This is a genomic window from Dokdonia sp. PRO95, assembly GCF_000355805.1.
Classification (GTDB): domain Bacteria; phylum Bacteroidota; class Bacteroidia; order Flavobacteriales; family Flavobacteriaceae; genus Dokdonia.
In genome coordinates this window covers 2,655,868-2,670,058 of record NZ_CM001837.1, presented here as the reverse complement: position 1 = coordinate 2,670,058, position 14,191 = coordinate 2,655,868, and the positions used below count along the sequence as shown (strand labels likewise).

The window sequence follows — 14,191 nt, the reverse complement described above, 5'->3', positions numbered from 1 at the left end:
TGAATTTTTGTTTAAGTAAGTCCGTTATACTTGCGCATAAACCACTCAATAGAAAGTAGTGAAGCTATCATAAATAACAACCATTTCCAGTCAATTAAAGGTACAATTTTTTCTGTGCTTTTCTGTACCGGTTTGTATCGAGTATCTCGCACGAGATTGTCTATAAGCTGATCTCCCATTGCACTCGTATAAAGAGCTGCTTCTGTATTAGACGCTAAAGCACGTAGGTCTGTTACATTTGCATTTAAAAATTGTTGCTCTATATCAAAAGGAATAATCGTAAAACTTCCGGAACGAGCTAGGCCTTGATCTATAACAGATACAGTAAACTTATAGTTACCAGGCTCGAGATTGTTCATAGCTACTTGGTACGTGTTCTTTTTAAGTAACAAAGGGATGTCTGTCACTTTTTTAGTATCCGCATGAATTACACGTATTGATAGACGCGCTCGTGAATCAAAAGTGTAGTTTTTATCAAAATATTGAGCGTATAAAGTAACATCACCGTTACCATAATAGAAAGAATCATAGTCTATATTAAGGCGACTTTTTTTCTTATTAGACGCGGCATACTGTACAAGGTTATCAATAAGATTATCAAATTTTTCAAAGCTGCTATTATCTATAAAACTTTGTGCTCGCCACCTCCATAATCCTTCACCTAAAATAAAAACTTCACGATGTCCATTTGTATCAGTAGTTGCTATAAGTGGATTTTCTGTATTTAAAGATCCTATAGTTTGGGTCAGTGCGACATCTACTTCTGTCTTAAAGTTAACATCTCCAAAGCTTGTCTTTAACGGCGGAAAGTCTGAGAATCCTATATCTTCTATCACAAAAGCAGAAAAATTCACATTGAGCGCTCCTTGGACTTCTTCCTGCTGTCCAGTAACCTCTTGATTAATGGTATTCTGGAAGGTATTTACAGCATTCCACTCTGTATTTGCTCCACCGATTGTAATACTATTTTTTGATAATCCTTCAAGTTGCTCGTACACGTTTTTAAAACTAGCATCTGGCTGGTACAATATTACTAACTCGTAATCATTGAGCTTATTTATGCTTTCTACTGCATTTGAAAAAGTAACCGTGCGCAATCTGTTACTCTCTATACTTTTTTTGAGCATACCCACATCTGGATGCACAATGTTACTCACAATAAGAACATTTGTCTTTTGATCAATAACTTCAATTGCAAAATTCTTACTATTGTTTTTTGTGTTTTTTTCTGATGCAGTAGCGGTTAGCTGCACACTATATTGCCTCACTCCTACGCTGGTTGCGGGTAGTAATAAATTAAAAACCTGTGATTTCCTTTGTGGACTAAAAGCAACTCGCTCAGAATGCAGTACTTTACCTCCAGAGCTTACCGTTAATTGCGAGTTTACAGTATTGTTACCGTTGTAAGAGGCAAAAATCTCTACCGGAAACTTGTTATTGATATACGCATATCTATTTACGTTTACCTGCCCCAGTTTGAGATCATCATAGGTAACTGTATCTCCTAAAACTACGGGATATATCTGCTGATTAAGGTTTTTTGAAGTGTATTGATAAGCTTCACCATAGGTTTGATTTCCATCGGTGAGTAGGATTACTGGTGCTATTTCTGTTCCGTAAATGTCCTCAAGACTATGGAGAACGTTAGAAATACTAGTCTGCTTTTCTTTAAAATCTAAAGTATCTAAACGTTTAAATTCTTGACCAAAACTATAAAACTGTACGTCAAAAGTGTTGTTTAAAGATTCGCTTTCGCGAAAGCGTGATACTAAATCTTCACTTTCATCATCATATCCCAAATGTCTAATACTTGAAGTATTATCTAAGGCCACCGCAAGTGATGGCTTTACAGTAACATACGTAACCTGCTTATAGGTTGGGTTTATTAAAAGAAGAAGCAATCCAAAAACAGATAAAAACCTAATAAGTCCATAAACCTTATTCCGACCGGTCTTATATTTTGCCTTATAAAAGTACTGGAAGACCGCTATTCCCAAGGCGAGAATAGCAGCTCCAATAATTAGTAATAATGTTTCTTTTTGCAAATGTTGTGGTAATTCTTATCTCAAAATACTTGATGATTAGTAGTGCTTAGTTAGCTGGTAAATTACGTAAGCATACCTCCATCTACATTGATAACTTGACCTGTAATGTATGCACTCATATCACTAGCAAGAAATACGCAAGCGTTTGCTATATCTTCTGGACTTCCACCACGTTTTAATGGTATAGACTGTCTCCATCCATCTACAGTAGCTTCATCTAGTTTTCCTGTCATCTCCGTCTCAATAAATCCAGGAGCAATCACGTTTGTACGTATGTTACGAGAACCTAGCTCAAGCGCCATAGACTTAGAGAAACCTATCATTCCAGCCTTTGAGGCAGCATAATTTGCTTGACCGGCATTTCCTTTTAGGCCTACTACAGAACTCATGTTAATGATACTTCCTTTACGAGCTTTAAGCATCGTGCGCTGTACCGCTTTAGTCATATTAAAAATAGACTTAAGGTTCACCTCTATAACGTTATCAAAATCCTCTTCAGACATACGCATAAGAAGATTATCCTTAGTAATACCTGCATTATTTACAAGAATATCAATAGTTCCAAAATCTTCAAGTACATTCTTCACAAGCTCCTGAGCCTGCTCAAAATCTGCTGCGTTACTTTTATATCCTTTAATTTTTACACCTGTATTTTCTAGACTTTTCTCTAGTTCATCTGCCGCTGCAGATGACGAACTGTATGTAAAAGCAACATTTGCTCCATGTTGTGCAAATACTTCTGCTATTCCTTTTCCTATTCCACGGCTAGCACCAGTGATGATAGCGGTTTTTCCTTCTAATATTTTCATATATAAATGCTATGAATGGACAGATAAATTTTAAGATTACTGTCTCAGGTTGTTTTTATTGATCTAATTAGTCTAAATGTTAGGCTGAATCTTTACGCTTTCGCGAAAGCATAGAACCCTAATTTTCCTTACTCAAATATAAGAATTACGACACCGACTAGAAACAAAAAAACCTCCCTAAAAAAGGAGGTTTTTTTATAATGTATCGTAAAATTATTTACCTAAAACTTCGGCAACTTTTTTACCTATTTCTGCTGGGCTATCCACAACGTGAATACCACATTCTCTCATAATTGCTTTTTTAGCTTGTGCTGTATCGTCAGATCCACCTACAATTGCTCCTGCATGCCCCATAGTACGTCCAGCTGGTGCAGTCTCACCTGCGATAAAACCTATTACTGGCTTCTTGCTACCGCTTTCTTTATACCACTTTGCAGCATCACCTTCTAGTTGACCTCCTATCTCACCTATCATTACGACAGCTTCTGTTGCTGGGTCATTTATAAGTAACTCTACAGCTTCTTTTGTAGTTGTCCCAATAATTGGATCACCACCTATACCGATAGCTGTTGTAATACCAAGACCTTGTTTTACAACTTGGTCTGCAGCTTCATAAGTAAGTGTTCCAGATTTTGAAACAATACCTACTTTACCTTCCTTAAATACAAAACCTGGCATGATACCTACTTTTGCCTCACCTGGAGTAATAACTCCTGGACAGTTAGGCCCTATAAGGCGACATTCTTTTGTAGAAATATAATCTGAAGCTTTAATCATATCTGCAACAGGAATACCTTCTGTAATTGTAATAATCACTTTGATACCTGCATCTGCAGCTTCCATAATTGCATCTGCAGCAAATGCTGGCGGTACAAAAATAATAGTAGTATCTGCTCCTACTTTTTCTACTGCTTCTTGAACGGTATTAAAAACAGGCTTATCAAGATGTGTTTGCCCTCCTTTTCCTGGAGTTACACCACCTACTACATTTGTTCCATAATCAATCATCTGGCCCGCGTGGAAAGTTCCCTCGCTACCTGTGAATCCTTGAACAATTATTTTCGAATCTTTATTAACTAAAACGCTCATCGGTTTGTTTTAAAATTTTGCACTGCAAAAATAACAGTTTGGTTAAGTATTATGAAGTAAAAACAATGAAATTTACTTCCAAGATTTCATGCTCTCTTTTGCTTCCTCTGCTGGTTGGCTCATTTGATACCCTCTGTACATCAAACCATCCTTCATTTCCCATATAGCCATGAAATGTGCCATAGGCTGCTCTGTATCTGGTTGCTCGATGGTAGTCACAAAATAAGTAAACCTTATCACTACCTGATCTTCTTTAGAAAGAAGGTGTGTAATCTCTGGACGTACTGCGTCAAAAGATTTACCAGCCTCTGCTGCCATTTCCTTTAAACCTGCTATTTCCATGTGATTGTAGCCAGTCTTTGCATTCCAAAAAAGCTGCATATCAGGATGAATATACTCATCAAAAGCAGATGTGTCATTAAAAAAGTCTGAGCTATAAAACTCTTTTACGATTTTCTTATTACTCTTAGCCATTATTGTTGCTTTAGTTTTTCTAATAATTCTTGCACTTGTCTCAACGCTGCAAGCTCTTTATATTTTGTTCTGAAGTCTCCAGCTGGAGACCCAAAATAACTTTTTTCTCCTTCAAGAGATTTACTTACTCCACTCTGAGCAGAGATGATTGCCTTCTTTCCTATGGATATACCACTGGTAACTCCCACTTGTCCCCATAAAGTTACTTCGTCTTCTATGACTACACAACCAGCTATGGTAGTTTGAGCAGCAATCAACACACGTTCTCCTATAACGGTATCATGCCCTACATGAACTTGATTATCAATTTTCGTCCCTTTCTTTACAGTAGTATCACCAGTAACGCCTTTGTCTATAGTTGTCCCAGCTCCTATATCTACATGATCTTCTATTACAACACGACCACCAGATTTAAGTTTGTCAAAACCTTCTGGACGCTTCTTGTAATAAAAAGCATCTGCACCTAGTATGCTTCCAGCATGTATGGTAACGTTATCTCCTATGATAGTATTGTCATACAGACATACATTAGGATGTATAGTACAATTATCACCTATAACTACATGGTTACCTACAAAAACATTGGGCTGTATGACGGTTCCTTCACCTATAGTTGCTGTATCTGCAATGGCAGCTGCTGCAGTTTTAAAAGGCTTAAAGTGATCAGTAAGCTTATTAAAATCCCTAAAAGGATCGTCTGATATAAGGAGTGCTTTGCCTTCTGGACAAGCTACCTCCTTGTTTATAAGAACAATAGTCGCAGCACTTTGCAGTGCCTTATCATAATACTTAGGATGATCTACAAAAACAATATCTCCTGGAGTTACTACATGGATCTCATTCATGCCCAATACTGGAAACAAAGGATCACCCACAAAAGTAACGTTAAGAAGATTTGCTATTTCTTGAAGTGTATGTTGTTTTTTAAATTTCACGATTACGAATATAAAAGAAAATCCCGTCATTTGACGGGATTTATATAATAAGTTGGTAGGTAAATTATCTATTCCTTAACGCGTTCTTTATAGGTCCCTTTGTCGGTTTCTATTTTTATCTTGTCACCTTCATTTATAAACAAAGGAACGTTTACTTCTGCTCCTGTCTCAACAGTTGCTGGCTTTGTCGCATTAGTAGCCGTATTTCCTTTCACACCAGGTTCTGTGTGTGTTACTTCAAGAATTACAGATGCTGGCATATCTACAGAAAGTGGTGCATTATCTTCTGTATTAATTAACACAGTAACAACTTCTCCTTCTTTCAATAAGTTAGAACGATCTAGCGCAGTCTCTTGCAAAGCAATTTGCGTATAATCTTCTGTATTCATGAAGTGATATCCCTCTGCATCATTATATAAAAACTGGAATTTATGTGTTTCTACACGTACTTCATCAATCTTATGACCAGCCGAAAATGTATTATCAAGAACTTTACCTGAGGTTACACTTTTCATTTTTGTTCTTACAAAAGCAGGTCCCTTACCTGGCTTCACATGTAAGAATTCGATGATTTTATAAATATCGTGATTGTAATTAATACAAAGTCCGTTGCGTATGTCTGATGTTGTTGCCATATGTAGTGTTAAGTATCTGCAAATACAGAATTCTTATTTATTTAAAAGTTAATCTCGCTTTCGCGAAAATATGAAAAGATTATCAATCTCTCCGTTTTATGAATTTCTCAGCTTGACCTATGTTTGGTCAAAGCATGATTGTCGTGTTGTCAAATTTTCGCGAAAGCGTAAAAGAAAACTTATGAGTTAAAGTATCCTTTCATGATACCACGTTGAGAGTTGCGTATAAATTGCAATATTTCATCTCGCTCCTGAGTGGCTTCCATCTCTGCTTCTATAATAGCTACCGCTTGTGAGTTATTGTAATTCTTTTGATACAAGATGCGGAAAATATCTTGTATTTCACGAATTTTCTCTGTGGTAAATCCGCGACGACGTAGTCCTATAGAGTTAATACCTACATAACTTAACGGCTCACGACCTGCCTTTACAAAAGGAGGTACATCCTTACGCACTAAAGACCCACCAGTTACAAAAGCATGGCTCCCTATCGTACAAAACTGCTGTATTGCAGCCATCCCAGCTAGCACTACGTGATCACCTACGGTAATGTGACCAGCGAGTGTACTGTTATTAGAAAAAATACAATTATCACCCACGATACAATCATGTGCAATGTGGCAATATGCCATAATCCAACAATTGTTTCCTACTTGAGTTTTCATACGGTCTGAGGTACCACGATTAATAGTCACACACTCACGTATTGTAGTGTTATCACCTATAATGGTAACAGTATCTTCGTCATTAAACTTTTTATCTTGTGGCACTGCAGAGATTACTGCTCCAGGAAAGATACTTACGTTCTTCCCTATGCGCGCGCCTTCCATAATGGTCACGTTAGACCCTATCCAGCTACCCTCACCTATTACAACGTTATTATGTATCGTTGTGAATGGTTCTATAACTACATTCTTTGCAATTTTTGCACCTGGGTGCACATATGCTAATGGCTGATTCATACTAGAGATTTTTTACTTTTACTATTTGTGCCATTATTTCGGCTTCTGAGACAAGTTTACCATTTGCATAAGCGCGAGCTTGCATCTGGCAGATTCCTCTACGTATAGGTGACATTAGGTCTAATTTGAAAATAAGGGTATCACCAGGTACCACCTGATGTTTATATCTTACCTTATCTATTTTGAGCAAATAAGTGAGGTAGTTTTCTGGATCTGGAACGGTACTCAATACTAAAATACCTCCCGTTTGAGCCATCGCTTCTATTTGAAGTACGCCAGGCATCACTGGAGATCCAGGGAAGTGACCCACAAAGAATGGTTCATTCATTGTGACATTCTTCACTCCTATCACATGCTCTTTAGTAAGCTCTAAAATTTTATCTACGAGCAAGAATGGAGGCCTATGTGGAAGCATCTCCATGATTTGATTTACATCTTTTACAGGTGTAGCGTGTAAATCTACATCTGGAAAATAGTTACGACGTTCATTCTTAATAATTTTCTGAAGCTTCTTTGCAAACTGGGTGTTTACAAAGTGTCCAGGCTTATTTGCAATGATTTTACCACGTATTCTCGTTCCTGCAAGTGCTAGATCACCTATCACGTCAAGTAATTTATGACGTGCCGCTTCATTAGCATGGTGTAAAGTGAGGTTATCTAAAATACCATTAGGTTTAACCGCAATATCATCTTTGTTAAAAGCTACTTTCAACTTTTCCATTGTACTAGGAGATAATTCCTTATCTACATATACAATCGCATTATTGAGATCTCCACCTTTAATAAGGCCGTGCTCAAGTAACATCTCTATTTCATGAAGAAAGCTAAAGGTTCTACTATCTGAAATTTCCTCCTTAAATTCTGAAATGTGCTGTATGCTTGCATTTTGAGTACCTAACACTTTAGTACCAAAGTCCACCATAGTAGTCACTTGATACTCATCTGCAGGCATTAAAATAATTTCACTTCCAGACTCTTCGTCTAGATATGTAATAATTTCCTTAACGATATATTCATCACGTACAGCTTCTTGCTCTAAAATACCAGCTTCTTCAAGTGCTTCTACAAAAAACTTAGAAGAACCATCCATAATAGGAGGCTCAGAAGCGTTAAGTTCTATAAGAAGGTTATCTATCTCAAGACCTACACAAGCAGCAAGTACGTGCTCTGTGGTCTGAATAGAAACGCCGTTTCTTTCAAGGTTTGTTCCTCGTTGTGTATTAGTTACAAGAGAAGCATCTGCATTAAGTACTGGCTCTCCTTCAAGATCAAGGCGTTTAAATTTATAGCCGTGATTTTCTGGAGCTGGCTTAAAGGTCATAAGTACATCTGCACCTGTATGCAGACCCACACCTTGTAAGCTTATTTCTTTAGCTATCGTACGTTGTTGTGCTTTAGCGTTACTCATTATTTTGTTGTTTTTTTAATTCGTTTACCGTTTGTACGATTTTTGGTAAATTCTTGAAGTGAACGTATGAACGATTCCAATCAGAATAATTAAATGATGGAGATCCCTGTAGCACTTCGTTATCTTTTATATTTCTTCCTATTCCAGATTGTGCCTGTATGCGTACATTATCTCCTATAGTTAGGTGTCCAGAGATACCTACTTGACCACCTATAAGGCAATGCTTACCTATTTTTGTAGAACCGGCAACACCTGTTTGTGCTGCAATAGCTGTATGAGAACCTATCTCTACATTATGTGCAATTTGAATCTGGTTATCAAGTTTAACACCTGTTCTAATTACCGTAGATCCTAATGTTGCGCGATCTATAGTAGTTCCTGCCCCTATATCTACGTGATCCTCTATAATCACATTACCTGTTTGAGGCACTTTACTATACTCTCCCTTTTCATTGGGCGTAAAGCCAAAACCATCTGCACCTACAATTGCACCACTGTGTATGTAGACCGTGTTACCTATAACACTGTCAGAATACACCTTTGATCCTGCAAAAAGCACACAATTGTCTCCTATAGTTACATTATCTCCTATATAAACGTTAGGGTAAATTTTTACGTTATTCCCTATAGTTACGTTCTCTCCTAGGTATGAAAAAGCACCTAGATAAAGTGCGTCACCATAAGTGGCTGTTTCAGAAATAAAACAAGGCTGCTCTATTCCCGATTTATTAAGCTTTACTTGATTATAATATTCTAGTAGTTTTGAAAATGACTTGTATGCATCTTCTACTCGTATAAGCGTGGGCTTAACAGGTTGTTCTGCTTCAAAATCATTTCCTACAATGGCAATACTTGCCTCGGTAGTATATATAAATGATGTATACTTAGGATTCGCAAGAAACGTAAGAGATCCTGGGATTCCTTCTTCTATTTTTGCGAGCTTTGATACTTCTACATCAGGATTACCTTCTATAGTTCCTTCTAGTATTCCTGCGATTTGGTTTGCGGTAAATTTCATGGATGACAAAAATAGGAAAAATTAACGTTTAGGTTTTGGGTAACAGAGATAGTTTTTAACTACTTCTTTAGTAAGTGACTTTAAACTCAATTGATCACTAGCTTTCACTACATCTACAATCTTACCATTATTAAGTAGAATATTAATTCCCCCCTTCTCATAATTATAAGCTTGGTTTGATATCGTACCTGTAAATACAAAGTAAGATGCCTCATGTTCTGTTATCTCAAACTTTTGCATTAACGACGACTTATGTTGCTCAAGCTTAGATGCTGCAAAAGGTTTCTTTTTAATTTTTACATTCAAAAGATCTCTATTTATAATTGCCTTAGACAACTCAGAAAGCACAAAATCATCATGGGAGCACCATTCTTTCATAGCAGATACAATGTCATAATCATCTAGCTGGGCAAACGTATCAAGACTATTTTTAATAGTATCGCTGTCTATTCTATGTTGTAAAAAATACTGCAAAGCGTTACTTGAAGATAGCACGGTGCCATTATGGGAGAGTTCTTTTGCGCGCTTAAGCACCCTTGTTATCAACTGCTCTGCTACAATCCCTGTTTTATGTAGGTATACCTGCCAGTACATGAGCCTTCTAGCTACAAGAAACTTCTCTACGGTATACACGCCTTTTTCTTCTACTACAAGCTTGTTATCCTTCACATTAAGCATTGCAACTATACGCTCAGTGTTTATATTGCCTTCAGCCATTCCAGTATAGAAGCTATCACGCTTTAAGTAATCAGTGCGATCCATATCTAACTGACCAGAAACCAACTGATTTAAAAATGAGCGGTGATAAGACCCCTTAAAAATTTCTATTGCTAGCGTTAAACTTCCGTTAAACTCCTTGTTGAGCGCCTCCATAAATAAGGTAGAAATATGCTCATGACTCACACCTTCTACAATGCTGTGTTCCATTGCATGAGAAAAAGGACCATGACCTATATCGTGAAGTAAGATTGCGATAAATACGCCTTCTTTTTCTTCGGCTGATATCTCAACGCCTTTGTCTTCAAGGACTTTTATGGCTTTTTGCATTACACCAAGACACCCTATCGCATGTTGAAAACGAGTATGATGTGCTCCAGGATAGACAAGATATGATAACCCCATCTGTGTAATACGTCGAAGTCTCTGAAAGTATTTGTGTTGTATCAAATCAAAGACTACACCATTAGGTATAGTAATAAACCCATAAATAGGGTCGTTAATAATTGTAACTTTGGGAGACTTCAATATTAAAAATTTTTGATTTCTATAATTTACGCTTTCGCGAAAGCGTAATACGTACAAATATAAGGTTTCGCCTTGCAAACTAGGGGCCTCTTGAAGACTAACATACTTAACTAATTATATGAGCAACATACAAATACTTTGGGTAGATGACGAAATTGACTTACTCAAACCACATATTTTATTTCTTGAGAAAAAGAATTATAGCGTAACAACTTGTGATAATGGCGCCGAAGCCGTAGAAATGATAGATGAGCAAAACTTTGACATCATTTTTCTTGATGAAAATATGCCAGGCTTATCCGGTCTAGAAACTTTAAGCGAAATCAAGAATAAACGTGAGAATGTACCCGTGGTTATGATTACAAAAAGTGAGGAAGAGTATATTATGGAAGAGGCAATAGGCTCTAAAATAGTAGACTACCTTATCAAACCCGTAAATCCTAACCAGATATTATTAAGTTTAAAGAAAAATCTTGATCATAGTAGATTAATAAGTCAGAAAACTACCTCTTCGTATCAGCAAGAATTTCGCAAGATTGCTATGGATTTATCTATGGTAAATAGTTTTGAAGAGTGGTCTGAGCTTTACCAAAAGCTTATTTACTGGGAGATGGAACTTGAGGGAATAGAAGATACGGGAATGTTTGAGATTTTAGAATCTCAAAAATCTGAAGCAAATAATCAGTTCTGTAAATTTATAGACAAAAATTACCCAGATTGGTTCAATGGCTACGAAGGGCCTACAATGTCTCATACCTTATTTAAAGACAAAGTACAACCACACCTTACAAAAGACACTCCTACCCTATTCATTGTTATAGATAACATGCGTTATGACCAATGGAAGGCTTTTGAGCCACACCTTAATGCTCATTATAAAAAAATAGAAGAAGAACCTTATTATAGTATTTTGCCTACAGCAACTCAGTATGCGCGTAATGCTATATTTTCTGGACTTATGCCAGAAGAAATGAAAAAAAAGCATCCAGACTTATGGCTTGATGACACAGATGAGGGAGGAAAAAACATGCATGAAGCAGATTTTCTAGAGGCACAACTTAAAAGGCTACGTCTTGACCTAAACTGGGAATATCACAAAATCACCAATTTAAAAAATGGAAAAAAACTAGCTGATAATTTTAAATCGCAAAAAGACAATGATCTCACGGTAGTCGTTTACAACTTTGTAGATATGCTATCGCACTCTAAGACGGAAATGGAGGTAATTAAAGAGCTTGCTAGCAATGACAAGGCTTATAGATCACTCACAGAGAGCTGGTTTAAAAATTCACCACTCCTCACGATGATACAGCAGGTGCAAGAGTTAGGCATGAAACTAATTCTTACTACAGATCACGGTACCATTAATGTCAAAAATCCATCAAAAGTTATAGGGGACAAAAATACAAGCCTCAACCTGCGATACAAAACCGGAAGAAGTCTTACATATGAAGATAAGGACGTACTCGCTGCCGAAGATCCTCGCACGATACACTTACCTACTATTAATATGAGTAGTTCATTCATTTTTGCAAAAGGAGATTTATTTTTTGCTTACCCTAATAATTTTAACCATTACGTAAGTTATTACAGAAACACCTATCAACATGGAGGCGTAAGCCTTGAGGAGATGGTGATTCCTTTTGTGGTGCTTGAACCTAAATAGAGATGTTACGCTTTCGCGAAAGCGTAAACACAAACAAAAAAACCACAGCAATATAAGCTGTGGTTTTTTTATGATTATGTATGGAGACAAAAGCTACTTAGCCTGTTTTATTAATTCGCTCTAAAAAATCTATCACATTATCATCCTTTTCTTTTGAAGGACTCTCTTTAATTTCCTCCAAATTTTTAATAAAGTAGGTCACCGAAAGCCCAGTGATACGTTTAAAGTGGTTTGAAAATGATTTTGGATTAGAAAAACCAACCTCTTTGGCTAGCGCACTCACTGTGTACGTTCTTATTTTCTGAGAACTATAGAGCAGTTTAAGCACATGATTAATGCGCAAGTCATTGATATAAACAGAGAAGTTCTCTGATTTCTCATCATTAATATACTTAGACAGATATGATGAATTAGTACCTACTTGGAGAGCTAGACTCTTAAGTGTGATGTTTTCCTCTGTGAACAGTAATGTGTCCTCAAAATTTTTGAGACCAGCTTTAATTTTATCTGCTTGTGTAGACTTTAATATTGGTACAAGGTTTTTAATAATTTTCTCAGTCGCACTTGAATCATTTATAGGAGATGACTCCTCGTTTTTAATGCGCTCCTCAAGCGTTACTCTAAGATTATCAAATCTCTTTTTATAAATAAGTCTTTTTCTGTATTGAAAAATCGCTACGATAACTCCTATGCAACTCAAGATTATAAATAGAATAATACCTGCATTACTTATTGTCTTTTCCTTTTCTAGTTTATTTATTAGAAGCTCCTTCTCAGCTGTAAGCTCTGGGATAGTATACATAGACGCAACCCCGTTAGTCACAGATTCTTTAAGACTACCTACCGTTTCCTCATAGACAATCAGTTTATTTAGATATTCTATTTGCTTGTTGGTGTTTCCTTCTATCTTATAATGATTAAGCAAATATTTAAACGTATGCTTGAGCTCATCATAGTGATAATCAGATCCTGCAGCTACAAAAAGGCTATCAGCGTTAAGGAAAGAAGTAGTTGCCTTTTCGTCTAAATTCAAACCTTCATATGCAATACCTTTCATAGCATAAGAATGTGACAACTCATCATCTCCCTTTTCATAGTCATTAGAAATATATTGATTGGTTACATCTAACCCTTCTAGGTATTTTTTTTGTTTGATTAAAATAGCCCCTTTAAGCCCTAAGTAAGTGTTCTGATACTCTTTATCATTATCAGTATCAGCATAAATCTTCACTTTTTCTATGTAATCGCTTGCAGCATCTAGACTATCTATATCAAAGTAAGAAGATGCAATAGAATATCTAACGGAAGCAAGAATATTCTTATTCTGAGAATCACTATTGTAGATGTGAATATTCTTAACTTTTCCAGTTGTGAAAATAGACTCTACTTCCTTTAAATTTGAAATACCGCGACTTACATTTCCATAATTTATCTGTAATACCCCAATAAAATTCTTCAAAGTCCATTTGTTAGATAAATTTCCGGATTCTTCAGAATATTTATACGCCTCTTCTGCTAACTGCAAAGACATATCGATTTGATCATTATAATAATATGATATTGCCTTACTCAACAGAGCTGTTTCATACAAAACGAGCAAATTATTTTCTTCAGTAAAATTTAATATATAATCAAATAAATCAAAATCATTATTTCTTAATTCAGCTAAAACAAGATAAATTTTAACAACATCAGATTTATTCTTACTTCGTGCTGCTCGTTTTATAAGCTCCTTCCCTTTTAATTCTAGCTCCAATGAATCAACTGATGTCATATCATCTTTAAAAAGAGCAAAAAAATCAGCTCTCAAGACAGGATAACTTTTTACAGTTATAGAGTCGGGTACAGCAATATCTGATAGGTATGGAAGCTCCTGTGCACTTATAGAGAAAAAAGAGCACATAA

General features: G+C 36.3%; 12 protein-coding genes. 1 reads left to right on the top strand and 11 read right to left on the bottom strand.

Annotation, left to right across the window (positions count from 1 at the left end; translation table 11 throughout):
• Window positions 1-11: 11 nt before the first annotated feature.
• From D017_RS12045 to D017_RS12000, 10 genes are all read right to left on the bottom strand, one after another.
• On the bottom strand, window positions 12-2,045 hold the full coding sequence (locus D017_RS12045; RefSeq protein WP_035336774.1) for a hypothetical protein: 2,034 nt from the start codon (window positions 2,043-2,045) through the stop codon (window positions 12-14).
• 62 nt (window positions 2,046-2,107) lie between these two features.
• Window positions 2,108-2,854, bottom strand: a complete 747-nt coding sequence (fabG, locus tag D017_RS12040) for a 3-oxoacyl-[acyl-carrier-protein] reductase (protein ID WP_035336773.1) — start codon at window positions 2,852-2,854, stop codon at window positions 2,108-2,110.
• A gap of 213 nt (window positions 2,855-3,067) precedes the next feature.
• Window positions 3,068-3,943: a succinate--CoA ligase subunit alpha gene (gene sucD / locus D017_RS12035; RefSeq protein WP_035336772.1), complete on the bottom strand. Its 876-nt coding sequence runs from the start codon at window positions 3,941-3,943 to the stop codon at window positions 3,068-3,070.
• A 72-nt stretch (window positions 3,944-4,015) separates the two neighbouring features.
• A complete protein-coding gene (locus D017_RS12030; protein ID WP_035336770.1) occupies window positions 4,016-4,417 on the bottom strand; it encodes a nuclear transport factor 2 family protein in 402 nt (133 codons plus the stop codon).
• Entirely contained in the window at window positions 4,417-5,352 is a 936-nt protein-coding gene (locus D017_RS12025) for a UDP-3-O-(3-hydroxymyristoyl)glucosamine N-acyltransferase (protein WP_035338247.1), read from the bottom strand. The genes D017_RS12030 and D017_RS12025 overlap by 1 nt, the downstream gene beginning before the upstream one ends.
• Window positions 5,353-5,420: 68 nt before the next feature.
• The gene (efp, locus tag D017_RS12020) at window positions 5,421-5,987 is read right to left on the bottom strand and encodes an elongation factor P (RefSeq protein WP_035336768.1); all 567 of its coding nucleotides are present in this window, start codon (window positions 5,985-5,987) and stop codon (window positions 5,421-5,423) included.
• A gap of 179 nt (window positions 5,988-6,166) precedes the next feature.
• Window positions 6,167-6,949 (bottom strand): acyl-ACP--UDP-N-acetylglucosamine O-acyltransferase, encoded by a 783-nt coding sequence (gene lpxA, locus D017_RS12015; RefSeq protein ID WP_035336767.1) that lies wholly within the window; start codon window positions 6,947-6,949, stop codon window positions 6,167-6,169.
• A 1-nt stretch (window position 6,950) separates the two neighbouring features.
• On the bottom strand, window positions 6,951-8,357 hold the full coding sequence (locus D017_RS12010; RefSeq protein WP_035336765.1) for a bifunctional UDP-3-O-[3-hydroxymyristoyl] N-acetylglucosamine deacetylase/3-hydroxyacyl-ACP dehydratase: 1,407 nt from the start codon (window positions 8,355-8,357) through the stop codon (window positions 6,951-6,953).
• Window positions 8,350-9,375 (bottom strand): UDP-3-O-(3-hydroxymyristoyl)glucosamine N-acyltransferase, encoded by a 1,026-nt coding sequence (gene lpxD / locus D017_RS12005; RefSeq protein ID WP_035336764.1) that lies wholly within the window; start codon window positions 9,373-9,375, stop codon window positions 8,350-8,352. The genes D017_RS12010 and lpxD overlap by 8 nt, the downstream gene beginning before the upstream one ends.
• Window positions 9,376-9,396: 21 nt before the next feature.
• A complete protein-coding gene (locus tag D017_RS12000) occupies window positions 9,397-10,620 on the bottom strand; it encodes an HD domain-containing protein (RefSeq protein WP_051583900.1) in 1,224 nt (407 codons plus the stop codon).
• Between the two features lie 118 nt (window positions 10,621-10,738).
• Here D017_RS12000 and D017_RS11995 point away from each other — a divergent pair, with 118 nt between their 5' ends.
• Window positions 10,739-12,286: a PglZ domain-containing protein gene (locus D017_RS11995; protein ID WP_035336763.1), complete on the top strand. Its 1,548-nt coding sequence runs from the start codon at window positions 10,739-10,741 to the stop codon at window positions 12,284-12,286.
• Window positions 12,287-12,383: 97 nt separating this feature from the next.
• On the opposite strand, the gene D017_RS11990 is transcribed toward D017_RS11995, so the two are convergent.
• Window positions 12,384-14,189 (bottom strand): AraC family transcriptional regulator, encoded by a 1,806-nt coding sequence (locus D017_RS11990; RefSeq protein WP_035336762.1) that lies wholly within the window; start codon window positions 14,187-14,189, stop codon window positions 12,384-12,386.
• Window positions 14,190-14,191 lie beyond the last annotated feature (2 nt).